Source organism: Pseudoduganella sp. RAF19 (genome assembly GCF_052114165.1).
Taxonomy (GTDB): Bacteria; Pseudomonadota; Gammaproteobacteria; order Burkholderiales; family Burkholderiaceae_D; genus Rugamonas.
Window position 1 is genome coordinate 399,863 of the sequence record NZ_JBFREF010000005.1, and the last position, 26,279, is coordinate 426,141.

The 26,279-nt window shown below is 61.1% G+C and carries 15 protein-coding genes and 1 pseudogene; 15 read left to right on the top strand and 1 reads right to left on the bottom strand.

Features of this window, described 5'->3' with window-relative positions; translation table 11 throughout:
• Window positions 1-198 precede the first annotated feature (198 nt).
• On the bottom strand, window positions 199-2,958 hold the full coding sequence (locus tag AB4Z19_RS15025) for a TonB-dependent receptor (RefSeq protein WP_442035540.1): 2,760 nt from the start codon (window positions 2,956-2,958) through the stop codon (window positions 199-201).
• Between the two features lie 375 nt (window positions 2,959-3,333).
• Here AB4Z19_RS15025 and AB4Z19_RS15030 point away from each other — a divergent pair, with 375 nt between their 5' ends.
• From AB4Z19_RS15030 to AB4Z19_RS15100, 15 genes and pseudogenes are all read left to right on the top strand, one after another.
• On the top strand, window positions 3,334-5,103 hold the full coding sequence (locus AB4Z19_RS15030; protein WP_442035541.1) for an ABC transporter substrate-binding protein: 1,770 nt from the start codon (window positions 3,334-3,336) through the stop codon (window positions 5,101-5,103).
• On the top strand, window positions 5,103-6,041 hold the full coding sequence (locus AB4Z19_RS15035; protein ID WP_442035660.1) for an ABC transporter permease: 939 nt from the start codon (window positions 5,103-5,105) through the stop codon (window positions 6,039-6,041). The genes AB4Z19_RS15030 and AB4Z19_RS15035 overlap by 1 nt, the downstream gene beginning before the upstream one ends.
• 9 nt (window positions 6,042-6,050) lie before the next feature.
• Window positions 6,051-7,151 (top strand): ABC transporter permease, encoded by a 1,101-nt coding sequence (locus tag AB4Z19_RS15040; RefSeq protein WP_442029119.1) that lies wholly within the window; start codon window positions 6,051-6,053, stop codon window positions 7,149-7,151.
• Window position 7,152: 1 nt separating this feature from the next.
• A complete protein-coding gene (locus AB4Z19_RS15045) occupies window positions 7,153-8,826 on the top strand; it encodes an ABC transporter ATP-binding protein (RefSeq protein ID WP_442035542.1) in 1,674 nt (557 codons plus the stop codon).
• 25 nt (window positions 8,827-8,851) lie between these two features.
• On the top strand, window positions 8,852-9,832 hold the full coding sequence (locus AB4Z19_RS15050) for a VTT domain-containing protein (RefSeq protein WP_442035543.1): 981 nt from the start codon (window positions 8,852-8,854) through the stop codon (window positions 9,830-9,832).
• Window positions 9,833-10,143: 311 nt separating this feature from the next.
• Window positions 10,144-11,133 carry a glucokinase gene (locus tag AB4Z19_RS15055; RefSeq protein WP_442026479.1) on the top strand — a complete coding sequence of 330 codons (990 nt, stop codon included), beginning with the start codon at window positions 10,144-10,146 and terminating at the stop codon, window positions 11,131-11,133.
• 193 nt (window positions 11,134-11,326) lie between these two features.
• Window positions 11,327-12,064: an SMC-Scp complex subunit ScpB gene (gene scpB / locus AB4Z19_RS15060; protein ID WP_442035544.1), complete on the top strand. Its 738-nt coding sequence runs from the start codon at window positions 11,327-11,329 to the stop codon at window positions 12,062-12,064.
• A complete protein-coding gene (gene rluB, locus AB4Z19_RS15065; protein ID WP_442035545.1) occupies window positions 12,051-14,237 on the top strand; it encodes a 23S rRNA pseudouridine(2605) synthase RluB in 2,187 nt (728 codons plus the stop codon). The genes scpB and rluB overlap by 14 nt, the downstream gene beginning before the upstream one ends.
• Before the next feature lie 269 nt (window positions 14,238-14,506).
• A complete protein-coding gene (gene rimP / locus AB4Z19_RS15070) occupies window positions 14,507-14,995 on the top strand; it encodes a ribosome maturation factor RimP (RefSeq protein ID WP_442026476.1) in 489 nt (162 codons plus the stop codon).
• Window positions 14,992-16,557 carry a transcription termination factor NusA gene (gene nusA / locus AB4Z19_RS15075; RefSeq protein WP_442035546.1) on the top strand — a complete coding sequence of 522 codons (1,566 nt, stop codon included), beginning with the start codon at window positions 14,992-14,994 and terminating at the stop codon, window positions 16,555-16,557. Before rimP ends, nusA begins: the two co-directional genes overlap by 4 nt.
• Window positions 16,558-16,598: 41 nt before the next feature.
• Entirely contained in the window at window positions 16,599-19,487 is a 2,889-nt protein-coding gene (gene infB, locus AB4Z19_RS15080) for a translation initiation factor IF-2 (RefSeq protein WP_442027693.1), read from the top strand.
• Window positions 19,488-19,545: 58 nt separating this feature from the next.
• Window positions 19,546-19,704 (top strand): annotated as a pseudogene (locus AB4Z19_RS15085) (30S ribosome-binding factor RbfA); the annotation flags it as partial.
• Window positions 19,701-20,618, top strand: a complete 918-nt coding sequence (gene truB, locus AB4Z19_RS15090) for a tRNA pseudouridine(55) synthase TruB (RefSeq protein ID WP_442035547.1) — start codon at window positions 19,701-19,703, stop codon at window positions 20,616-20,618. The pseudogene AB4Z19_RS15085 and the gene truB, both read left to right, overlap by 4 nt.
• Window positions 20,619-21,009: 391 nt before the next feature.
• Window positions 21,010-22,845 carry a translational GTPase TypA gene (gene typA / locus AB4Z19_RS15095; protein ID WP_442035548.1) on the top strand — a complete coding sequence of 612 codons (1,836 nt, stop codon included), beginning with the start codon at window positions 21,010-21,012 and terminating at the stop codon, window positions 22,843-22,845.
• 300 nt (window positions 22,846-23,145) lie between these two features.
• A complete protein-coding gene (locus AB4Z19_RS15100; protein ID WP_442035549.1) occupies window positions 23,146-26,274 on the top strand; it encodes a TonB-dependent receptor in 3,129 nt (1,042 codons plus the stop codon).
• The last annotated feature ends 5 nt before the right edge of the window (window positions 26,275-26,279 follow it).

The following is a 26,279-nucleotide window of genomic DNA, read 5'->3' on the forward strand; positions in this document are numbered from 1 at the left end:
GACAGGCATATGAAAGAACTTTCCACTGGTGAATAGTTCGGTACTTTGACGAAAATCAATTTATTAATTCGGCAAACTAGCCAAATGGGTGTGACTTCCGCGCGACACTTTTGATGACGTTTGGTTCCTATGGGAAATAAAAAAAGGCGGTGATTTCTCACCGCCTTTCCGAGCGAACTTCAGCTCAAATCAGAGGGCTTAGAACTTGTACTGCGCACCTGCTTTGAAGTAGCGGCCAATCGCGCCCGAACCGTCCATCGGGTTGAAGGAAATGCCACCGTAGGTCAGCGGGTCCAGCGGAGCGATCTTGTCGAACAGGTTGGATACCGAAGCGAACAGGGTCAGCTGTTTGCTGAAGTTCCAGCGGGTCGACAGGTCAACCGTGGTGAACGAAGCCAGTTTGCAGCCGTTCGGTGCATCGGTGCCATCAGCCAGTTTGTTGGCGCACAGGTCGCCTTCAAACTTGATGTTCTTCATGCTGTCGCGGTAGTTGGCGGTAGCGGTGAAGTTGAACTTGCTGATGTCCCAGGAAGCGGTCAGGTTGATCTTGTTCTTCGGGGTACCGGCGCAGTTCGACGTATCGCAGTTGCCGTGGGTGCCGGCGAACTGGTACTGCAGGGTATCCGATTCCGCACGCAGCCAGGAAGCGATGTGGGTCCACGTCATGCCGATGGTGGCCTTACCGTATTGACCCAGACGCAGACGCTGTTTCACATCCACGTCCACACCGGAAACCTGGGTGTAGGACGAGTTGCGGTACGCGCCGGACAGCACCAGCAGGGTGCCCGAATTCGGGATCACATTGCCGGCGGCATCCTTCAGGTTGTTGTCGTTACGCACAGCGTTCGGGTTCAGCGCTGCTTCGGCGTAGGAGACCGGGTTGATCTCGTTGGAACGCTTGATCTTCCAGCCGTCCACCGACAGGCTCAGGTCCTGCAGCGGGTCCCACACGATGCCCAGGGTGTAGCCCTTGGACTTTTCAGGTTCCAGGTTCGGGTTACCGATCTTGATCGCCTGCACGCTGATCGCGCAGTCGCCGGAGGATGCGCCCGGAGCCGGGGTGCCGTTCGGGCAGCGGATCGGGTCACGTACCGGCGCGCTGCCGACTGCTTGCGACAATGGATTCGATTCCGCTGCCGACGGCGCACGGAAGCCTTCCGTGTAAGTGCCGCGGATCGCGAAGGTCTTCACCGGCGTCCACTTCACACCGAACTTCGGCGTGGTGGAGCTGAAGTTGTCGTATTTGTCGTAACGCACAGCGCCGGTAACTTCAACGCCTTTCCACACTGGTGCCAGGGCTTCAACATACAGCGCGGAAACCTTGGTGTCGCCGAAAGCGGCGGTGTAGGAAGAGTTGATGGTGCCGTCATCGGTACCGGTCAGGCTTGGGTTATCCAGCTTTTCGCGGCGGTGTTCGCCGCCGATTGCCAGACCCAGGTTGCCGCCTGGCAGTTCGAACAGTTCGCGGGACGCCTTGAAGTCAACGATGTCCAGCTTGGTGGTCGAGTGCGAGGTCGCGGTGTAGCGCAGCGCGTTGTAGAGCTCAGGCGAGTTCTTGGACGCATCGGCGCCGATGTAGTACGGGAAGAACTTGCTGGTTGGGTCGCCCAGGGCGGCCTTCAGCACTTTCATGTTCAGCATATTGGTCCATTCCAGGTCCAGCTTGGACTCGGAGTGGGTGAAGCCGGTTTCCCAGTCCCAGCCTGCGTTGCTGCCCTTCAGGCCCACCACGAAGCGGGTGAACTCGTTGTCAGCGGAACGGGTGCTCGCGCCCACATCCCATGCCGAGTAGCGCACGCGGGTAGCGACGCCGTACGGGTTCTGCGGGTGGTTGGCCGCCATCAGGATGGTCGAGCCGTAGTTGATCAGCTGGTTCGGGCCGCCGTTGGTGCCTGGGAAGGCGATGGTGCTGGACGAGGAACCTGGGGTCAGGGTGAACGACGCTTTACGCGAGGAGTAGCCCAGTTCGGTGTACGCCTGCAGGTCCGGATTGATCTGCCAGGTGCCGCGGGTGTACAGGTTCACGCCTTCGATTTCCGGCAGCATGGAGCGGAACTGGTCCTGGTACCACAGGCAGCCACCGTTCGGATCTTTCGGGGTCACGCTGGAGAACTTGTCGCAGCCCGGCAGCGAAACGTACTGGCCGGTCTTCGGGTTCAGCAGAGCGCCGGTCGGGCTAGGGGAAGCCGCGCCATTGGTGATGTAGCCGGTAGCGAACTGGGTCGCCAGCGGGTAGCCGTATGGACGCAGGTCGCCGTGGCCGATGTAGGCGCGGTCTTTGCGGTCGGAAGCGTTCAGCTTGTCGTTCTGGCTGTACTCGGCGTTGATGACCCAGTTGTACTTGTCTTCTTCCAGGTTGCCGGTGCCCCAGGTCAGGGTGGCCTTGTTCTGCTTGGCATCGTCGTAGCGCGACCAGCCGGTTTCACCCTTCATCTCAAAGCCGGTGAAGTCTTTGCGCAGGATGATGTTGACCACGCCGGCGATCGCGTCGGCGCCGTACAGCGAGGAAGCGCCGTCCTTCAGCACCTCGATGCGCTCGACGATGTTCATCGGCACGGAGGACAGGTCGGTAAAGCTCTTCTGGCCGTCGTCGGCACGTGCGAAAGGCGCCATGCGGCGGCCGTTCAGCAGCACCAGGGTCGAGGTCGCACCCAGGCCGCGCAGCGAGATCGCGGTGGAGCCGGCGGCGAAACCGTTACCAAAGGTGGTCGGCAGGGAGCCGGCGCCGTCAGCAGTCAGGGTTTGCAGGTACTCGGCGACCGTGGTCTTGCCGGACTTGGCCAGGTCGTCCTTGGTGATGACCTGAACCGGGGACGCGGTTTCAGCGGTTGCGCGCTTGATGCTCGAACCGGTAATTTCCACGCGTTGAATGTTGGCGTCTTGCGCCATAGCCGCGTTAGCGACCAGAGTCAGACCAGCCGCTGCGCCCAAAATGGACAGGCGAACGGAACGGGCCATGATCTTTTCCATCATGTTTTAAACCTCCAAAGGTAAACCAATAAAACGAGCTACAGCTACAGCTATTTCCTGCCGTTTTGGTGCTCCCATTTGAAGGAACTCTCCACCGAGTTCCTGCAAGCCGAAGATAAGAACATTCGGCTGAACAAGGTGTCAACGGATAATTCGGCGGCAAAATGTATGAATTTGTATAAGGATGCGCAATCTCCGCGCAAATTTCGCCGAATTTTCCGATTATTATTGGCTTCGTCGTGTAACTTGCTGTAGTCCAAGACAACCAGGTTTTTTACTTGATGGCAGGAAAATGTATCATTTCTGATACATTGCCAACATTTGGCGAATATGCGCTATCGTTACGGCTTTTCCGGAGTTGCGATGACGTTTAACTGGCTGAAGTGCCTGGGCCTGGGAGCGCTGCTGGCGTTCCCTCTGGCGCATGGCGAGCCGGTCAAAACATTGCGTTACATACTCCCCGCCGCGGAAACCAGTTTCGATCCCGCCGTCTCGCGCGACCTCTACACCGGCCACGTCCTGCAAGCCGTTTTCGATACCCTCTACAGCTACGATTACCTGGCGCGCCCGGTCCAGCTGATGCCAGCCGCCGCGGCCGCGTTGCCGGAAGTGTCGGCTGACGGCAAGACCTACACCATCCATTTGAAGAAGGGCCAGCTGTTCACCGACGATCCGGCCTTTGGCGGCAAGCGCCGCGAGCTGACGGTGGCGGATTTCGTGTATTCCTGGAAGCGCCTGTTCGATCCCCGGCTGGCCTCGCCGCACAGCTGGCTGTTCGAAGGCAAAATCCTCGGCCTCGATGCGCTGGCAGCCGAGGCCGCCCGCACCGGCCATTTCGACTACGACAAACCGATTCCGGGCTTTGAAATCGTCGATCCCTATACCTTGCGCATCCATCTGGTGCAGACCGACTGGAATCTGGGCATGATCCTGGCCCATGAGCCGACCGCCGCCGTGGCGCGCGAGGTGGTGAAGGCCTACGGCGACAGCAAGGGCGAAGTGGAGGCCAATCCCGTCGGCACCGGCTACTACAAGCTGGGTCAATGGACACGCGGCAGCAAGATCGTGCTGGAAGAGAACAAGGACCATTTGCCTGAGACCTGGGATTTCAAGGCCGGCAGCGATCCCGGCGACCAGCGCATCGTGCGCCAGATGTTCGGCAAGAAGATCCCGCAGATCGGCCGCATCGAGATTTCCATCATGCTGGAAGACCAGTCGCGCTGGTTGTCCTTCACCAGCGGCGAAACGGATCTGTTCTGGCTGGACGGTCCGCTGGCGCCGAAGGCCCTGATGAATGGCGAGCTGCGTCCCGAGTTGAAGGAGCAGGGCGTTCAACTGTCGCGCCAGCTCGATCCCGAACTCACTTTCTACTATTGGAATATGCAGGACCCGGTGCTGGGCGGCCGCAGCAAGGCACGCATCGCCTTGCGCCGCGCCATCGCCATGGCGCACGACGTGGACGAAGAGATCGCCCTGGTGTGGAATGGCCAGGCGCAGCGCCTCGATTTCCCCGTGCCGCCGGGCGTGGTTGGCCACGATCCGAATTTCAGGAGCATGCTGCAATACGATCCCGCGCTGGCCAACAAGCTGCTGGATAAATTCGGCTACAAGAAAGGCGCCGATGGCTGGCGCATGCAGCCGGATGGCAAGCCGCTGGTGATTCACTACGCCTCGCGCAATGAGGCGAACGGCGTGTTGCAGGCGGAAGTCTGGCGCAAGACATACAACCGTCTCAGCATCCGCATGGAAAACGACCGCAGTACCCTGGCGGATCTGCTGAAGGCGGAAAAGGAATGCAAGCTCCAGACCCGCAACTTCCAGTGGATCGCTGATTATCCGGACGGCGACAACTTCATGCAGCTGTTCTACGGTCCCTACATCCATCAGAACAATAGCGGCTGCTTCCAGGACCCCGAATACGACAAGCTGTATGTGAAGAGCCAGTCCATGCCGGCTGGGCCGGAACGTGATGCGCTGTACCGCAAGATGGCGCGCATCATCGAAGTGCAGGGCGGGGGGCGCATGGGGTATGCGCGCTTCCGCAATATGCTGGCCCAGAAGACGATACTGGGCTACAAGAAGCATCCCATTCTGCATCAGGAATGGGCTTACATTGATATTGAAGGAAAATGATGTTCGCGTATGTGTTGCGACGCTTGTGGCAAATGCTGCCGACCGTGCTGGGCGTAGTGCTGCTGGTCTTTGTACTGTTTAACTGGGTGGGCGGCGACCCGGCGTATATTTTGGCGGGCAAGATGTCCAACGCGGAGAGCATCGCCAATATCCGCAAGCAGCTGGGCGTGGACCAGCCTTACTACGTGCAGCTGGGAATCTTCCTCAAGCAGATCGTGACCTTCGACTTCGGCCAGAGCTGGGCCACGGGCGAGACGGTATCGCACATCATCACCACGCGCCTCGGTCCATCGCTGACCGTGCTGGTGCCGATGACCATCCTAGAAACCTTCTTCGGCATTGCGCTGGCGCTGGCCATCGCGTTCGTGCGCGGCTCGCTGACCGATCGCGCGGTGATGGTAGCGTGCACGGTGGGCATGTCGATTTCCATCCTGGTCTACATCATCGTGTTCCAGTACGGACTGGCCTACAAGGCGGGCCTGTTCCCGGTGCAGGGCTGGGGCGAGAATTTTGCGGAGAACCTGCTGCGCTATTCCACGCTGCCGATTCTGATCGGCCTGGCCGTATCGATTGCACCGACGCTGCGCCTGTACCGCACCTTCGTGCTGGATGAAGCGAACCAGGATTATGTGCGTACGGCGCGTGCCAAAGGCTTGTCCGAGCGGCGCGTAATGTGGGTGCATGTGCTGCGCAATGCATCGATTCCCATCATTACCTATGTGATGGCCAACCTGCCTTCGCTGCTGATCGGCGCCTTCCTGCTGGAGCGCTTCTTCGGCATTCCCGGCATCGGGCGCGAAGTGATTCTGGCAGTGGAGCGTTCGGACTTCCCCGTCATTAAAGCCATCACTGTCTACGTCGCCGTCGCGACCATGGTATTCAACCTGCTGACCGACCTGCTGTACCAGGCTGTCGATCCGCGCGTACAACTGAAGTAAGGATTCACGATGCACGATACTCACGCTTCGCCCGGCCTGTGGGCGCTCGCCTGGCGCCGCCTGCGCGCCGACCGGGTGGCCATGGTGGCTCTGGCGATCGTCGGCGCTTTCCTTTTGCTGCTGGTGCTGTCCGCTTCCGGCCTGATCGCGTCCGATTGGGAAGACGAAGTCGCCGTCAACTATGCACCGCCGACGTTCACAGGCGCTGCTGCCGAACCGCTGATTGCCGCTACGCCGGCAGCGACGCAAGCCGTGCCGGAGAACGAATTCGATCCGCTGGCGGCCGATATCCGCGAACTGAAATCCGAGATGTCCGCCAGCCACACGCAGGATGTGGAGATGTACGGCGTGAAGGACCCGCTGGCCTCTGAAATGAAGGAACTGCGCGCAGGCATGGCGAAAACCGAACGCCAGGCCCACATCGAACGCAAGCCTTCGCTGCCGTTTGGCGCCGACAAATGGGGCCATGACATCATCAGGAAAACCGTCAAGGGCGCGGAAACCTCAATCATCGTCGGACTGGTGTCCGCACTGCTTGCAGTCGCGCTGGGCACCTTGTTCGGTGCGGTGTCCGGCTTCTATGGCGGCCTGGTGGACGACTTCTTCAACTGGTTTTACAGCATCTTCACGTCGATCCCGTCGATCCTGATGATCCTGACGGTGGCGGCGGTGCTGCAGCAGAAGGGTGTGCTGACCATCGTGCTGATTCTCGGCCTGACTGGCTGGACCGGCCCGTACCGCCTGATCCGCGCCGAATACATCAAGCACAAGGCGCGCGAATACGTGATGGCGGCCGACGCGATCGGCGCATCGAGCTGGCGCAAGATGTTCTCGCACATCTTCCCGAACGTGAGCCACGTGGCGCTGGTGCAGATGTCCATCCTTGTTGTGGGCTTCATCAAGGCGGAAGTGATTTTGTCCTTCCTCGGCTTTGGCGTGCCGGTGGGCGTGGTGTCCTGGGGCTCCATGCTGAACGAGGCGCAGAACGAACTCATTCTCGGCAAGTGGTGGCAGCTGACGGCAGCCGCGGTCGCGATGGCGGTGCTGGTCACGGCCTTCTCGCTGTTTACCGATGCCCTGCGCGACGCGCTCGATCCGAAAGTGAAGTGACATGGACAAGCTTTTAGAAGTACAGAACCTGCGCGTCAGCTTCAAGGTCGACAAGAAGAATACTTTTGAAGCCGTGAAGGGCATTTCCTTCAGCATCCCGCGCAATGCCACGGTGGCGCTGGTGGGCGAATCGGGCAGCGGCAAGTCGGTCAGTTCGCTGGCCGTCATGGGCCTGCTGCCAGAGCTGACCACCATCATCGATCCGAACAGCCGTGTGCTGTTCGACGGCCGCGAAGTGCTGCACCTGACGACCGCGGAGCGCCGCGCCATGTGCGGCAAGGATATCTCGATGATCTTCCAGGAGCCGATGTCCTCGCTGAACCCGGTGTTCACGGTCGGCTTCCAGATCGGCGAAGTGCTGCGCCAGCACATGGGCATGAACAAGAAGCAGGCGAGGGCGCGCACGCTGGAGCTGCTGGCGGAAGTGGGTATTCCCGATCCGGACAAGAAGATCGATGCCTATCCGGGCCAGATGTCCGGCGGCCAGCAGCAGCGCGTGATGATTGCGATGGCGATTGCCTGCGAACCGAAGCTGCTGATTGCCGACGAGCCGACCACCGCGCTTGATGTCACGATCCAGAAGCAGATCATGGAGCTGATTGCGGGTTTGCAGAAGAAGCACCAGATGTCCGTGCTGTTCATCACCCACGACCTGGGCCTGGTGGGCGAGATCGCGGACGAAGTGATCGTGATGCGCCACGGCGAAGTGCGCGAAACGGGCAGTGCCGCTGACGTCTTCAGCGCGCCCAAGGACAACTACACCCGCGCGCTGCTGCATTGCCGTCCCTCGCTGGATGCGCGTCCGATCCGTCTGCCGGTCATCGCCGACTACATGGACGGCAAAACCGGCATCGACCTGCCGCAGCGCGAGCGTGGCTACAAGCCGGACGACGAGATCGTGCTCGATGTGCGCAATCTGAAGAAAAGCTTCTGGCTGAGTGAAGGCCTGTTCGGCAAGCGCGAGTTCCAGGCGGTGAAGGATGTCAGCTTCAAGCTCCCACGCGGCAAAACGCTGGGCGTGGTGGGCGAATCTGGCTCCGGCAAATCGACCATGGGCCTGACCCTGTTGCGCCTGCATCAGGCCACGGGCGGCAGCGCCATTTTCGAAGGCAAGGACTTGATTTCCATGCCGGCCAAGGAGTATATGGACTACAAGCGCCGCATCCAGATCATTTTCCAGAATCCGTATGCCTCGCTGAACCCGCGCTTCACGGTGGGCCAGATCCTGCTGGAGCCAATGCGCCTGCACAAGATCGGCGCCAACGACAGGGAACGCACCGAGATGGCCATGCAGCTGCTGGAGCGCGTCGGCCTGCCGCCGCATGCCTACCACCGCTATCCGCATGAATTCTCCGGCGGCCAGCGTCAGCGCATTGCAATTGCGCGCTGCCTGACCATGAAGCCGGAGATACTGGTGTGCGACGAATCGGTGTCGGCGCTTGACGTGTCGGTACAAGCCCAGGTCCTGAATTTGCTGCAAGATCTGCAGGATGAGTTTGGCCTTTCCTACATCTTTATCTCACACGACCTGTCGGTAGTGAAGTACATTTCCGATCAGGTGATGGTGATGAATAAAGGGGAAGTGGTTGAGATGGCAAACTCTGACGACCTGTACCGAAATCCACAACATCCCTACACGCGGACGCTGCTCGGGGCCATCCCGCGCGGTGCCTGATGAATTGCGTTAAGATACGACTACTATGGCTAACTTGATCTCCCTCCTGCAGCATTATGGCGTCCTGATTGTGTTCGCTGTCGTGCTTGTCGAGCAGATAGGGATGCCGATCCCCGCCTATCCGATCCTGATCGTCGCCGGTGCGCTGGCCATGGACGATGCGCGTAGTACGCCGTTCTGGGGCGTGCTGCTGGTGGCGATGTCCGCCTGCCTGCTGGCTGATCTGTTCTGGTTCCGCGCCGGCCGCCGCTACGGCAAACGCATTCTCAAGCTGCTGTGCAAGATCTCGCTGTCGCCGGATTATTGCGTCAGCCAGACCGAGGACAATTTCAAGAAGTGGGGTCCGAAATCCATGGTGGTGGCCAAGTTCATCCCCGGCTTCAATACCATTGCTCCGCCGCTGGCCGGCGCCATGGGCACGCGGCTGCCGGCTTTCCTCGGCTTCGCCCTGACCGGCGGCCTGCTGTGGAGCGCCACCGGCATCGCCATTGGCGCCTACTTCCACTCGGACGTGGATGCGGTGCTGGATCTGCTCTCGACCATGGGCTCGACCGCCCTGATGGTGCTGGGCGTGCTGCTGACCCTGTTCATCGTGGCCAAATACGTCGAGCGCCGCCGTTTCCAGAAGGCGATGCAGACCGAGCGTATTTCCGTCGACGAGCTGAAAGAGCTGCTGGATGAGGGTCACGATCCGATCATGATCGATGCGCGCAGCCAGACCGCCCAGATGCTGGACCCGCCAGTGCCCGGCGCCTTGCTTGTCAACGGCGATCCGACCAAGTTGATAGCCTCGCTGCCCAAGGACCGTCACATCATCGTCTATTGCAGCTGCCCGAACGATGTGACGGCCGCCAAGGTCGCCAAACAGCTGCATTCCTTCGGCTACAAGCGCGCCAAGCCGCTGCACGGCGGCCTGGACGCGTGGAATAGCGCCTTCCGTCCTGAAACCGCGACGGCCGTGGTGGCGGAGCGCGATCCCGACAATCTGTCGCCCGCCGGTCAATAAATCTCGCCCCCAAGGCAAAAGCTGGTGGCTGAAACATCGTAATTCTCACCCCCAAAGCAAGAGCTGGTGGCTGGCACATCGTAATTCTCACCCCTAAAGCAAGAGCTGGTGGCTGGCACATCGTGCCAGCCACCCCTTTTTCCGCTCGTGGTTTTTGCTATCTGATCGACGCGCAAACAGTAGTCATACTACGCGGCAAATATCTCACAATGTGGCGTTCTATCCTATTTTTGTACCCAAACTACAAAGATGACTTGCGTTTGCGCCAAGAAATCCCGTAGGATTAAGGCTCGTTTATTTTGCTTCTTGCCATGACTGCTCAAACCCTCTCCGCGCCGCGCCTGCTGGCTGATATCGGTGGCACCAATGCCCGTTTCGCGCTGGAACTGGGAGCCGGCCAGATCAGCCATATCCACGTGCTGTCGGGCTCTGCCTATGCCACGCTGGCCGATGCGCTGAAGGCTTATCTGGCGCTTCCCGATGTGCAGGCGGCTTCCGGCACGGGCATCCGTCATGGCGCGATCGCCATCGCCAATCCGGTGAACAGCGACTTTGTGCGCATGACCAATCATCATTGGGAATTCTCCATCGAAGCCATGCGTCAGGAAGTGGGCTTCGAAGTGCTGGTGGTGGTCAACGATTTCACGGCGCTGGCGCGCTCGCTGCCGCATTTGTCCGACGCGCAGAAGCATCAGGTGGGTGGCGGTATGCCGCAGCCGGGCGCTCTGGGCCTGGTAGGGGCGGGCACGGGCCTGGGCGTTTCCGGCCTGATTCCTTCGCCGGCCGGCTGGACTGCGCTGCTGAGCGAGGGCGGCCACGTCAGCTTCGCGCCGATGAATGCGGACGAAGTGGCGATTCTGCAGTACGCCTGGACCGAATTCGAACACGTGTCGGCCGAACGCCTGCTGTCCGGCCAGGGTATTGAGCTGCTGTATCGCGCGGTGGCGCATCTGCGTGGGCAACCGGCGGAAGTCATGGCAGCATCCGAAATCGCACGCCGCGCGCTGGCCGGCGAATGCCCGCTGTGCGACGAGGCGATCGAGCATTTTTGCACCATGATGGGCACCATCGCCGGCAACCTGGGCGTGACGCTGGGCGCGGTTGGCGGTATTTATATTGGCGGCGGCATCGTGCCGCGCCTGGGCGAGCGCTTCGACCGTTCCGGCTTCCGTGCGCGTTTTGAAGCCAAGGGGCGATTCCGCGGCTATCTGTCGGCCATTCCTACTTATGTCATTACCGCCGAATATCCGGCTTTTGTTGGTGTTTCGGCAATCTTGGCTGAAAAATTAGCAACGCACTAAACCATTTCCCGCGAATTGCACCGTTCGCGGTTTTATAAGGTACAATTGGCGCAGTTGGATGTAACGGCGCCAATCGTTCTGGGTCTGCCGTCCTGTTTTCGCCCTGAAAACAATACTCTCCATCTGAGACTTTCGCCCCGGCGCGCAGCGGCCCGGCGCTTCTCTTGCATCGCTTTGCAACCAACAATACGCTATGAATACAGTTGAGGCGAAAAAAGTCCTCGAAACCGCGCTGCTATGCGCGACTGAGCCTTTGTCGATCCACAGCCTGAAAAAGCTGTATGTCGATGTCGATGATCAGGGCAACCCGCTGGGCCTGGGTGTCGGCGCCGATACGATCAAGGAATTATTGGAAGAATTGCGCCTGGATTGGCAGGGGCGCGGAATTGAAGTGGTCAGCCTGGCGAGTGGCTGGCGCTTCCAGAGCCGTCCTGAAATGAAGCAATACCTAGACCGCTTGAGTCCGGAAAAGGTGCCGAAATATTCGCGCGCCACATTGGAAACTTTGGCGATCATCGCCTATCGCCAGCCGGTTACCCGCGGCGATATCGAGGAAATCCGCGGGGTCGCCGTGAACTCGCAGACGATCAAGATGCTGGAAGATCGCGGCTGGGTTGATGTGGTCGGCTACCGCGATGTGCTGGGCCGTCCGGCCTTGCTGGGGACCACCAAGCAGTTCCTGGACGATCTGGGACTGGATTCGCTGTCCCAGTTGCCGCCGCTGCAGCAATTGGGCGGTGAGCAGGAGTCCAACCCGCTGGAAGTATTGGAGGCGGCGCTGGAAGAGAATTTCGAGAAGGCGGCCCACGCTGCCGAACACACTGAGAACACTGTTGAAGCGGCTCCCGCAGAGGAGCCGGTAGTAGAAACGGCGCCGGAAGCAACGCCAGACGCTGAGCCATCACAAGACACGAATAATGAACAAATCTGAGAATACCCCAGAGACCGGCGTCCAGGCCGCCGATACGCCAGCTGCGAAGCCTAAGCGCCGCACCAAAGCGCAGATCGAGGCTGATAATGCTGCGGCCGCAGCAGCTGCCGCTTCCGGCGAAGCACCCGTCAAAAAGCCGCGTGCAAGCAAGGCCAAGGCTGCGGCCGACGCTGGCGTGAGCCCGGCCGCTGATGCAGCTTCTGCTGACGCAGCGCCTGCGCCAGCCAAAAAGCGCGCCACCAGGAAAGCCGCTGACGCCGCCCCGGCCGCGAGCGACGCCCCTGAGGCCGCGGCAGCCGCTAAGCCGGCCCGCAAGACCGCTGCATCCCGCAAGGCCACCGCCGAGGATGCCGCTGGTGCCGCGTCCCGCTCCGCCGCTGGCGCCGCCGCAGCGACCGGAGCAACCCGTGCCGCCGCTGGCGCGGATGCCGATGCGTCCGTTGTGGCCGCTGCTGGCGCAAGCCGCGCCGGTTCGGCCCGTGGCGCCGGTGCTGGTACAGGCCGTGCCGACGCGGATGCCGATGTTTCCGCTGCAGGTTCGGGTGCCACGCCGTCCGCTGGCGACAATAAAGCTCGCGGGCCGCGTGGTCCGCGCCAGATGCGCGAGCAGCGCGCTCACCGCGATGCCGAGCGCGCCGAATCCGCACACGCCGCAGCGCCAGCCGCCGCAGGCGCTGACAACGCCGCTGGCGACGCATCGGCAGGCGACGGTGTCTGGCCGACGACCGCTCCAGGTGAGCGTCACGGTAAGAAGCATGGCAAGCACAAGAACAAGAAGGGCAAGCATGGCCAGCAGCACGGCGAAGGCCAGCAAGGCCAGCAGGCCCAGGGCGGCCAGCAAGGCCAGGGCCAGGGCCAGAAGCAGCGTGTGCATGGCGCCTTCGGCAACAAGATGAAGAACAAGGACAAGGCCTCCGAAGCGGATGCCGTGTTCTCCTTCGTAACCTCGGAAGACTTCGACCGCGAAGACGGCGCGAAGGGCAAGCACCAGCCGAAGCCGGTGCGCCGCGACCTGACTGCGGAAGACGATGCGCCGAAGCTGCACAAAGTGCTGGCCGACGCCGGCATGGGCTCGCGCCGCGATATGGAAGAGCTGATCATCGCCGGGCGCGTGTCGGTGAACGGCGAGCCGGCCCACATCGGTCAGCGCATCCTGCCGACCGATACCGTGCGTATCAACGGCAAGCTGGTGCAGCGCAAGGTGAGCAAGAAGCCGCCGCGCGTGCTGGTCTATCACAAGCCGGCCGGCGAAATCGTGTCGCACGACGATCCGGATGGCCGCCCATCCGTGTTCGACCGCCTGCCGACCATGAAAGTGGGCAAATGGCTGGCCGTTGGTCGTCTGGACTTCAATACCGAAGGCCTGCTGCTGTTCACGACCAGCGGTGACCTGGCCAACCGCCTGATGCACCCACGCTACAACATCGACCGCGAGTACGCCGTGCGTACCCTGGGCGAGCTGGAAGAGGGTATGCGCCAGAAGCTGCTGGCCGGCGTCGAGCTGGAAGACGGCATGGCGCAGTTCTCCAAGATCGCCGACGGTGGCGGCGAAGGCGTCAACAAGTGGTACCGCGTGGTGATCGGCGAAGGCCGTAACCGTGAAGTGCGCCGCATGTTCGAGGCGATCGGCCTGACCGTGTCCCGCCTGATCCGTACCCGCTACGGCGCGCTGACCCTGCCGAGCAACCTGAAGCGCGGCCGCTGGGAAGAAATGGAAGAAAACACCGTGCGCGACCTGCTGGCGGCTGTTGGCTTCAAGAAAGAATCCGCTGGCGGCGGCGAGCAGAAGAAGCCGCAGCAGCAAGGTGGCGGCAACAAGCGCGAACGTGAGCCAAATGGCAACCGTATGGACGTGAGCAACAAGAATGCTGACCCGTTCCCGGTCGCGCCGCGTGGCGGCCGCAACCAGGGTGGCCAGGGCAACTTCTTTGGCGCCGGCCGCAGCGGCGGTGGTGCTCATGGCCATGCCGGCTTCGGCGACCAGCGCCAGGGCGGTGCCGGTGGTGGTGGCGGTGGTAACAATCGCGGCGGCAACAAGGGCAAAGGCCCGCGCCAGCCGGACCCGCTGCAGACCACTTTCGGCTTCGCCGGCCACGGCCAGCAGCAGCGCCGTGGTGGCCAGCAGCGTGGTGGCGCCATGGATCATGGCATGCCGCGCCGCCGCAAGGGTTAAAACCCACGGCAGAATCTGGTGGCAGGCACGACGTGCCTGCCACCTGGGTTATGCAGTGGTTTTTAGCGCCGATTGATATTGTTGTAAGTTCCGTGATGTGGTATGCGGCATTGCAGCGAAGTCAATAAGGCGCTATAATGAGCAGCCTAGTAAAAGTTCTTCGCAAGGTAGTTTTGCTGAGGGTGCTTTCATCTGGCTGTAGGACAAGAAGATGGGCAGTTGCCCATTTTTTTTTGGTTGAACCGTTTTGAGTATCTGGAGATTTTTCCTTGCAATTGCCTGAATTGATTGAAAAGACCGTATCGGGCCTCGGCTACGACCTGGTCGATTTCGAGCGGGCCGAGCGCGGACTGCTGCGTGTGTACATCGATTTCACCGCGGAAGACGCTGAGGAAAAAGGACCGATTACGGTTGAAGACTGCGCCACGGTGAGCCACCAGCTGTCGCACGTGCTGACGGTCGAGAACGTTCCTTACGAGCGCCTCGAAATTTCGTCGCCCGGCCTGGACCGCCCGCTGCGCAAGTTCAGCGACTTCGTGCGTTTTGCCGGCAGTGAAGCCATCGTCAAGCTGCGCATGGCGATTCCCGGCACCGCGAACCGCAAGTCCTACCAGGGCATCCTGACGGAGCCGGAAGGCGAACAACTGGGTATTGAATTTGAAGGTAAAGATGGTCCTGCGGTGCTGAATTTCACGCTCGCGGACATTGATAAGGCACGCTTGGTGCCACAGGTGGATTTTAGGAGCCGCAAAGCATGAGTCGCGAAGTTTTGTTATTGGTTGATGCGCTGGCGCGCGAAAAGAACGTCGACAAGGACGTTGTGTTCGGTGCGCTCGAGTTCGCACTGGCGCAAGCCACGAAGAAGCGCTATGAAGGCGAAGTCGATATTCGCGTTTCGATCGACCGCGAATCCGGTGAATTCGAATCCTTCCGCCGTTGGCACGTGGTGCCGGACGAGGCCGGTTTGCAGCTGCCTGACCAGGAAGTGCTGCTGTTCGAAGCCAAGGAACAGATCCCTGACATCGAAGTCGATGAATACATTGAAGAGCCGATCGAATCCGTGGAATTCGGCCGCCGCTTCGCGCAGGACACCAAGCAGGTCGTGCTGCAGCGCGTGCGCGACGCAGAGCGCGAGCAGATCCTGCAAGACTTCCTGGAGCGCGGCGATGCGCTGGTAACCGGCACCATCAAGCGCATGGAGCGCGGCGATGCCATCGTTGAATCCGGCAAGATCGAAGCACGCCTGCCACGCGACCAGATGATCCCGAAAGAGAATCTGCGTATCGGCGACCGCGTACGTGCTTACATCCTGCGCGTGGACCGCAATATGCGCGGCCCGCAGGTGATTCTGTCGCGCACCGCGCCAGAGTTCATCATGAAGCTGTTCGAACTGGAAGTGCCGGAAATCGAGCAGGGCATGCTGGAAATCAAATCCGCCGCCCGCGACGCCGGCGTGCGCGCCAAGATCGCCGTGCACACCAGCGACAAGCGTATCGACCCGATCGGTACCTGCGTCGGCATGCGCGGTTCCCGCGTTCAGGCTGTGACCGCTGAACTGGGCGGCGAGCGTGTGGACATCGTGCTGTGGTCGGAAGATCCGGCGCAGTTCGTGATTGGCGCGCTGGCTCCGGCCAACGTCAGCTCGATCATGGTTGATGAAGACAAGCACGCCATGGACGTGGTGGTTGACGAAGAAAACCTGGCAATCGCGATCGGCCGCTCCGGCCAGAACGTGCGCCTGGCTTCCGAGCTGACCGGCTGGAAGATCAACATCATGACCGCCGAAGAATCGGCCGACAAGGTTGCCGCCGAAACCGCCGCTACCCGCACGCTGTTCATGGAAAAACTGGATGTGGACCAGGAAGTGGCCGACATCCTGGTGGAAGAAGGCTTTAGCAGCCTGGAAGAAATCGCTTACGTGCCGATCTCCGAGATGCTGGATATCGAGGCTTTCGACGAGGACACCGTCAACGAGCTGCGTACCCGCGCCCGTGACGCCCTGGTTACCGAGGCGATCGCTTCGGAAGAAGGCCTGGAAGGCATGGACGAAGCGCTGGTCGGCCTGGAAGGCATGGACCGCGTTACCGCGGGCAAGCTGGGCCTGGCTGGCATCAAGTCGCTGGCGCAATTTACCGGCCTGGCCTACGACGAATTCGGCGCCATTCTGGCCCTGTCGTCGGACCGTGCACGTGAACTGATTTCGAATGAATTTGAAAATGTGACCGACGATGAAATGAAGCTGGTCGATGCCAAGTACGACGAACGCGCCAAGGCCCTGCAGGCCAAGGCATGGTCGGCAGCCGAGGCAGCCAAAGCTTGAGTAGCACCTTTATCATCCGAGACACAAGAAAAGAGGACTGAATGGCGAGTAACAACGTAGCCCAATTTGCCACCGAACTGAAGATGCCTGCAGATTTGCTGCTGTCGCAGCTGCGTTCTGCTGGCGTCGATAAAAGTTCGGCGTCAGATCCATTGTCAAAAGATGATAAGGACAAGCTGCTGGAACACCTGCGCCGTACCCACGGCGCTGGTGCGGAGCAGGGCGAGAAGAAAAAGATCACCCTGACCCGCAAGGAAACTTCCGAGATCAAGCAGGCTGACGCCACCGGCAAAGCGCGCACCATCCAGGTTGAAGTTCGCAAGAAGCGCACCTTCGTGCAGCGCGACGACCTGGTCACCACCCCGGCCGCTACCGCTCCGGTAGTCGACGAGGCTGAACGCGCACGCCGCGAAGAGGAAGCACGCCGCCAGGCGGAGCTGATCGCGCGTCAGGAAGCTGAACTGAAAGAAAAGCAGGAGCGTCTGGCCAAGCTGGACGCCGAGAAGGAAGCGCAAGCCAAGGCGGCGGCCGAGGAAGCCAAGCGCGCCGCCGAGGAAGATGCCAAGAAAGCCGCTGCCGACAAGGCCGCCGCCGAGAAGGCCGCTGCCGCTGCCGCTGCAGGCGCTGCGCAGAAAGCTGTTGCTGAAGAAGAAGAGAAAAAGCGTCAGGCTGACGCTGAAGAATCGAAGCGCAAGCATGAAATCGCCGTGAAAGAAGCGGCGGAACGCGCTGAAGCGACCGAGCGCGCACGTAAAGCAGTGGCGGACGAAGTGGCCCAGATCAAGGCCATGATGAGCCAGCCACGCCGCGTGATGAAGGCCCCGGAGCCGGCACCAGCTGCCGCTGCGCCGGCCAAGCCGAAAGTCGCGGAAGGTACGCTGCACAAGCCTGCCGACAAGAAGCCAGCCGCCGCAGGCGCTGCTGGCGCCCCAGCCGGCGACAAGAAGGACGACAAGAAGGGCGGCGACAAGAAGTCCATCAAGTCGGCCAATGTGTCGTCGTCCTGGCAGGATGAAAAGCGCCGTGGCGCGCCGAGCACCGGCACCAAGGGCCGCGGCAACGCTGGCGGTGGTGCGGGCGGCCGTGACGGCTGGCGTGCCGGCGGCAAAGGTGGCCGCCGTGGTGGCCATCAGGACGATCGCGAATCGAACTTCCAGGCGCCGACCGAAGCCATCATCAAGGAAGTGCACGTGCCGGAGACCATCACGGTCGCCGAGCTGGCACACAAGATGTCGGTCAAGGCATCCGAGGTGATCAAGCAGCTGATGAAGCTGGGCCAGATGTGCACCATCAACCAGGTGCTGGACCAGGAAACCGCGATGATCGTGGTGGAAGAGATGGGCCACAAGGCCTTCGCTGCCGCCGTCGACGATCCGGAAGCGATCCTGGCCGACCAGGGCGAACACGCCGAGTACGAAGCGACCCCGCGCGCACCGGTGGTGACCGTGATGGGTCACGTCGACCACGGTAAGACCTCGCTGCTGGACTACATCCGCCGCGCCAAAGTGGCGTCGGGCGAAGCCGGCGGCATTACCCAGCACATCGGCGCCTACCACGTGGACACCCCGCGCGGTACCGTCACCTTCCTGGATACGCCGGGTCACGAAGCCTTCACGGCAATGCGTGCCCGCGGTGCGAAAGCAACCGACATCGTGATCCTGGTGGTGGCTGCCGACGACGGCGTGATGCCGCAAACGAAGGAAGCGATTGCGCACGCTAAAGCGGCAGGCGTGCCGCTGGTGGTGGCGATCAACAAGATCGACAAACCGGGCGGCAACCTGGAGCGCGTGACCCAGGAACTGATCGCAGAACAAGTGGTGCCGGAAGAATATGGTGGCGATTCGCCATTCGTACCGGTGTCCGCGAAGACCGGCCAGGGTATCGACGACCTGCTGGAGCAAGTGCTGCTGCAAGCCGAAGTGCTGGAACTGAAAGCCCCGGTCGAAGCGCCTGCGCGCGGCCTGGTGGTGGAAGCCCGTCTGGACAAGGGCCGCGGTCCTGTGGCCACGATCCTGGTGCAGTCCGGTACGCTGAAGCGTGGCGACGTGGTGCTGGCAGGTTCGTCCTTCGGCCGCGTGCGCGCCATGCTGGACGAAAACGGCAAGTCGATCGCCGAAGCGGGTCCTTCCATTCCGGTGGAGATCCAGGGCCTGACCGAAGTGCCGGCCGCTGGTGAAGAAGCCATGGTGATGGCGGACGAGCGCAAGGCGCGCGAGATCGGTCTGTTCCGTCAAGGTAAGTTCCGCGACGTGAAACTGGCCAAGCAGCAGGCCGCCAAGCTGGAGAACATGTTCGACCAGATGGCCGAAGGCGAAGTGAAGAATCTGCCGCTGATCATCAAGACCGACGTGCAGGGTTCGCAGGAAGCGCTGGTTGGCTCGCTGCAGAAGCTGTCGACCTCCGAAGTGCGTGTGCAGATCGTGCACGCTGCGGTGGGCGGCATCTCGGAATCGGACGTCAACCTGGCGACCGCTTCCAAGGCAGTCATCATCGGCTTCAACGCCCGTGCCGATGCACAGGCGCGCAAGCTGGCCGAAGCCAACGGCGTGGACATCCGCTACTACAACATCATTTACGATGCGATCGAAGAGGTCAAAGCGGCGATGTCGGGCATGCTGGCGCCGGAGAAGCGCGAACACGTTATCGGCCAGGTCGAGATTCGCCAGGTTATTCTGGTATCCAAGGTCGGCGCGATTGCGGGCTGCCTGGTTACCGATGGTGTGGTCAAGCGTACCTCCTCGGTTCGCCTGCTGCGCAACAACATCGTGCTGTGGACCGGCGAGATCGACTCGCTCAAGCGCTTCAAGGACGACGCGAAGGAAGTGCGCGCCGGTCTGGAGTGCGGCCTGAACCTCAAAGGCTACAACGATATCGAAGTAGGAGACCAGCTCGAGGTGTTCGAAGTACAGGAAATCGCTCGTACGCTGTAACAGCACGGCGCATTCATGGCGGGGGCAATACCCGCCCCACGGCGCGTAGGGGCGGTCCTACCTGCGCAACCAGCTGGGCAAGCGCCTGCACATCCACACGCTGCCGCAGCTGCACTTCCTGCATGACGTGTCGGCCGCGCGCGGCATGGCCATGTCCGCGCTGATCGACAAGGCCAACGCCACCCGCGCCGCCGATTTCGACGAAAACGAAGAATGAAGCGTGTGCGTGACCTCGTCGACGGCGTTCTGCTGCTCGACAAACCTGTTGGCCTGTCCAGCAACGACGCGCTGATCAAAGCCAAGCGCTTCATGAACGCGAAGAAGGCGGGCCACACCGGCACGCTCGATCCCTTCGCCACCGGCCTGCTGCCGCTGTGCTTCGGCGAAGCGACCAAGTTCTCGCAGGACCTGCTGGAAGCCGACAAGACTTACTTGACCACGGTGCATCTCGGCGTGCGCACGGATACGGGCGACACCGAAGGCGCCGTGATCGAAACGCTGCCGGTCGCGGTAACCGTTGAACAAATCGAGTCTGTGCTGGCCCGCTTCCGCGGCCCGATCAAGCAGGTGCCTCCAATGTATTCCGCGCTGAAGCGCGACGGCAAGCCGCTGTACGAATATGCTCGCGAAGGCATCACGCTCGAACGCGAGGCGCGCGATGTGGTGATTCATTCGCTGGAGTTCATCTCTTACGAAGCGCCGTATCTGAAGCTTGCTGTCACCTGCAGCAAAGGCACCTACATCCGCGTCCTCGGTGAAGATATCGGCGCGGCGCTGGGCTGCGGCGCGCATCTGAACGCCTTGCGCCGCACGCAAGTTGGTGCGCTGACCACGGACCGCATGATCACGCTGGAAGAACTGGCCGCTCACGCCGCGCCACGCGAGCTGCTGGCGCCCGTTGATGCGCTGCTGTCGTCCTTCCCGCGCGTGGTGCTGAACGACGAACTGTCCAGGCGCTTTCTGCATGGCCAGCGCCTGCCGCTGGGCAAGGAGCCGTCCATCGCCGTTCCCGCGCCATACCAAGGCCGTGTGCGCGTGTATGCCGAAGACGAACGCCTGCTCGGCACCGGCCTGCTCGGCGAATACGCCATCCTCGCCCCGGAACGCCTCATCGCCACCGCTCATCCCTGATCGCCCGCGCTCGCTAGCCGAACACCTCGTCCAGCGAGCGCGCGTCACACACCAGCTGTCAGCAATTTACCCTCACGGAGCCCTTCCTGCCGCCCTTCATGTTGGCCTCGGGCGCAATTTCTGCTCGAGGAAGATGGGCGCAACGGACCAATCCGCCAGCGAATGAGCCGCAGGCCAGTGAAACTGCAGGTGTTCCCGGAACAGCTTTTCGACCGCGCGTTTCCAGAGAACGTCGTTGTCGGTCTTGCACCCTGGAGCAGTGGGGCAGAACGGTGTTGCGAGCGTGCGTTGCGGGCTTGAGGTGGATCAAACTGGTTGGTTGCAACGCAGCATGGTATACTAGTGGGTTCAGTGCATCCGCACTTGCAGTCTTTCTGTAAATACAACCATCATGTCTAATACCAAACGCGCAATTCGCAACATCGCCATCATCGCTCACGTTGACCATGGCAAGACGACCCTCGTGGACCAACTGCTGCGCCAGTCGGGCACCTTCCGTGAAAACCAGCAGGTTGACACCCGCGTCATGGACTCGAACGACCTCGAAAAGGAACGCGGCATCACGATTCTGTCGAAGAACTGCGCCGTTGAGTACGAAGGCACCCACATCAATATCGTCGACACCCCGGGCCACGCCGACTTCGGCGGCGAAGTGGAACGTGTTCTGTCGATGGTGGACTCCGTGCTGCTGCTGGTCGACGCGCAAGAAGGCCCAATGCCTCAGACCCGTTTCGTGACCCGCAAGGCACTGGCCCTGGGCCTGAAGCCGATCGTGGTCGTGAACAAGATCGACCGTCCGGGCGCACGCGCTGACTGGGCGATCAACCAGACTTTCGAACTGTTCGACAAGCTGGGCGCCACCGATGAACAGCTGGACTTCCCGATCGTGTACGCATCGGGCCTGAACGGCTACGCCGGCATGGACGAATCCGTGCGCGGCGGCGACATGAAGCCGCTGTTCGACGCCATCCTGAAATACGTGCCGGTGCGTGACGACAATCCGGACGGTCCGCTGCAGATGCAAATCACCTCGCTGGACTACTCGTCCTACGTGGGCAAGATCGGTATCGGCCGTGTGAACCGTGGCCGCGTGAAGACCGGCCAGGACGTGGTCATTGTCGACGGTCCGGGCGCGACCCCGATCAAGGGCCGCATCAACCAGGTGCTGAACTTCAAGGGCCTGGAGCGCGTGCTGGTTGACGAAGCTGTTGCCGGCGACATCATACTGATCAACGGTATCGAAGAAATCGGTATCGGTTCCACCGTCTGCGCAGCCGACACCCCTGATCCGCTGCCAATGCTGACCGTGGACGAACCAACCCTGACCATGAACTTCATGGTCAACACCTCGCCGCTGGCTGGCCGCGAAGGCAAGTTCGTGACCTCGCGCCAGCTGCGCGATCGTCTGGACAAGGAACTGAAATCCAACGTGGCACTGCGCGTTGCACCAACCGACGACGACACCATCTTCGAAGTGTCCGGCCGTGGTGAACTGCACCTGACCATCCTGATCGAAAACATGCGCCGCGAAGGCTTCGAGATGGCTGTGTCCCGTCCACGCGTTGTGTTCAAGATGGTGGACGGCGTGCGTCACGAGCCATTCGAAAATCTGAGCGTCGACGTGGAAGAAGCCAACCAGGGCGGCGTGATGGAAGAACTGGGCCGCCGCCGTGGCGACCTGCAGAACATGGAATCGGACGGCAAAGGCCGTGTGCGTCTGGAATACCGCATTCCTGCGCGTGGCCTGATCGGCTTCCAGGGCGAATTCATGACCCTGACCCGTGGTACCGGCCTGATGTCCCACGTGTTCGACGCCTACGGCCCGGTCGACGCTTCCAAGGGCGAACTGGCTGGCCGCCGCAACGGCGTGCTGATCTCGCAGGACGACGGCGCAGCCGTTGCCTACGCACTGTGGAAGCTGCAGGACCGCGGCCGCATGTTCGTGGAGCACAACACCCCTGTGTACGAAGGCATGATCATCGGTATCCACTCGCGCGACAACGACCTGGTTGTGAACCCGATCAAGGGCAAACAGCTGACCAACGTGCGTGCTTCCGGTACCGACGAAGCCGTGCGCCTGGTGCCACCGATTCAGATGTCGCTGGAATACGCGGTTGAATTCATCGAGGACGACGAACTGGTCGAGATCACCCCGAAATCCATCCGTCTGCGTAAGCGCTTCCTGAAGGAACACGAGCGTAAGAAAGCACTGCGCGAAGGCGCATAAGCCCTTCAGCGCCACAGTCATTCTGCACCGCGCAAAGCCCGCCGCCTCGCAAGAGCCGGCGGGCTTTTTCTTTGTCCTGAACGCGGGTGTTCAATCACCGAATTGAGCGTTTGCGCACTGCAGCAAGCATATGCTTATTCGCAGACCGCCTTTAACTGCGGGGTTTCTTCAACACTTTGATCATCATGCTGATTCTTTGGCGCACGCCTGATTTTTCCGTTCTTCACGCGCATAGAATGCGCTGACCAACTAGAACATTAAACGATCAGACTTTTGATCGTACACCCGGAGGAGATCAACGTGAGTCAGCTTCACCGCAAGACCAGCTTGAAGAGTCGCCGTACAGCCATCGCCATCGCCTGCTACCTTGTCGCCACCGGCGGCGCCTTCGCGCAGGACAGCGACGCGGACGGCACCAGCCGCCACGACGCACCACCGAAAGAAAATGTCGTCACCGTGACGGGTACCCGCCAATCGGTCGCATCGGCCATCGAACGCAAGATCCGCAACGACACCGTTTCCGATTCGCTGGTGGCAGAAGACATCAACCAGTTCCCCGACAAGAACGTCGGCGAAGCACTGTCGCGCATCACCGGCGTGCAACTGAGCCGCGACTTTGGTGAAGGTTCCCAGGTTTCCATTCGCGGCGTGCAGCCTGACCTGAACCGCGTAGAGATCAACGGCCAGTCCGTGCTGGCCACCGGCGGTACCGCGGGCCGCGGCGCTGAACTGCGCGAGCTGGCTTCCGAGCTGATTCAATCGATCGACGTCTACAAAGGCACCACCGCCGACCTGACTGAAGGCGGTGTTGGCGGCACGGTCATCATCCAGACCCGCAAGCCGCTGGACTTCAAGAAGAAGACCGTGGCAGTCACTTTGTCGGGCGAGCAGGCCACCAGCCGCGGCGGCGTGCAGCCGCGCGCCAGCCTGCTGCTGGCCGACAAATACCTCGACGGCAAATTGGGCCTGATGGCCAACGTGGTGTACGACAAGGTCTACACCCGTAACGACTATGCCCGCAATACTTCCTGGCGCTTCCTGCGCGACTGGGACTTCTCGCCGGACAAGACCGTCACCAGCCTCGATCCCGCTGTCGCCGCAGTGACCACCCCGGGAGGCTGCAATGCCAGCACGCTGAGCGCAGCACAGAAGACCGCCTGCCAATCGCAGTGGTTCGACTATTCTCCAGGCATTGCGCGCTACGGCATCTGGACCCGCGACCACGAGCGTTCGTCCGCTGAATTCACGGCACAGTACGAATTCAATAAAGGCCTGCGCACCTACGTCAGCTACGAGGACAACACCCAGAGCCAGCGCCTGAATGATCGTAACTTCGGCACGGACTTCAGTAATGTGAACCGCCTGTTCAACGCCGGCACCGCGCCGGTGTACAACGCAACGACCGGCGTTCCGACCACCGCCGGTACTTGCAACGCGGTGCCGACCGCCAGTACGCCCGATGGTGTCACTGTCGCCAATCACTATGTCACGCAATACACCGTCGGCAGCTGCCTGAATATCGCAGGCCAGGGTGGCCAGGGCGCGTTTGGTACTTCGGCGCGGGACTTTTCGCTGAAGGTCCGTTCGCAATACCTGTCCAACGGCTGGGAATGGAAGAGCGGCGATTGGGAAGCGAAGGCCCTGATCAACACCTCCAAGTCGCGCTATAGCTCCGAAAGTAATCAGATAGCGCTAACGCAGAATGCGCCAGGCCTCAAAGTCTCGCTGGACTCGCAAGGCTTGCCGCACTTCGATTTCCCGTCCGGTTATTCGCCTGACGCGAACAGCTCCTACGTGCAGGTGCAGCTGCAGTACCGTCCCTCCGAAACGAAGAACACCGAAGACCAGGCCAAGCTGGACTTCAAATACCGTCTGAAGACGCCGTTCTTCCAGAAGCTGTGGTTTGGCGTGCAGGGACGCAAGACCACCGCGCAGCAGTACAACGGCGGTGGCTACCTGGCCAGCAATGGCAAGGATCTGGTTTCGACTGCCGACGATATCAACGTGGTGAGCGCCAACGTCAACCAGACCCTGATCTACGATCCGCTCAACAAAACCGGCGCGCAGCGTGCACCGGATACGCAGTCTTTCCTGAACGCGAACTACTCGACCAAGTACATCGATTCGACTGCGATGCAGAACCTGATCGCGACAATTCGCGGCACTTCGCCAAGCACTTTCTTCAAGGGCTACAACGGTGTAAGCGGTATGCCGAGCAACTGGATGACACCGGTCTACAGCAGTGCGGTGCCATACTTCGATACCTCGCACTTCAACTACGCCAATCTGTATAACGCGCCAGGCAGCGACGGTAAGACCTATCCGCAGATTCCGGCTTACTCGGCGGACGAGCGCATCACCGCGGGCTACAGCCGTCTGGACTTCAGCACCGAAGTCGGCGAGCGCCAGATCTTCGGTAACATCGGCATCCGTTATACCCGGACGCAGGAGCGCTCGACCGGTCTGGCGAAGTACCAGGTGCGCACGGAAAATTCGCCGGGTAGCTCCACTTACACCGACCGCGTAGTGACGAACGGTATCGCCACCGTGGAGAATACTTACCACGACTGGATGCCAAGCGTGAACGCGGCAATGTGGCTGATTCCGGATTCCTTCCTGGCGCGTGTGGGCTGGGGCAAGGTGATGGCGCGTCCGTCGATCGACCTGCTGGTGCCTAATGCGACTTGTACCGCGGGCAGCGGCAATCCGCAATTCGGCGGCGACGGCACGGACGATTGCAAGGCCGGTAATCCGGACCTGAAGCCATACCGCGCCACCAACACGGACCTGAGCCTGGAATATTACCCAAGCGCCGATACCCAGATAAGCGCAGGCTTCTTCAAGAAAGAGATCACCAGCTACATCGTCAATGCCGCTTTGGTGAAGAACGTCAACCTGTTCGGCGACGGCAACCTGTTCGACGTGACCCAGCCGATCAACGGCAAGGGCGCAACGACCAAGGGCGTGGAGCTGACGGCACGTACCGCACTGACCATGCTGCCAGGCTGGCTGAGCGGCTTCGGCATCGACACGAACTACACCCGCATGACCTTCAAGTTCGCGCCGGGCACAGAGCTGACCAATCCTCTGGATGGCACCGCGCTGCCATATCCTGGCCTGTCGAAGAATAGCTACAACGTAGCGCTGTGGTACGATCGCGACAAATATAATGCGCGCCTGGCCTACACCTATCGTGACCGCTTCTATACTGGTGTCAATGACGTGTCGGGCAATCCGAACTTCCAGGAGAAAACCGGTTTCCTGGACGCGAAGTTCCAGTACCGCTTGAACCAGCACTGGACCTTCTCAGTTGAAGGCAAAAATCTGACCGACGAGGCTCAGATTACCGACGCGGGCGACCTGTTCCGCGTGAACGAACTGGCCTTCTCGGGACGCCGCTATTTCGTGAGCCTGTCGTACAAAAACTGAGGACT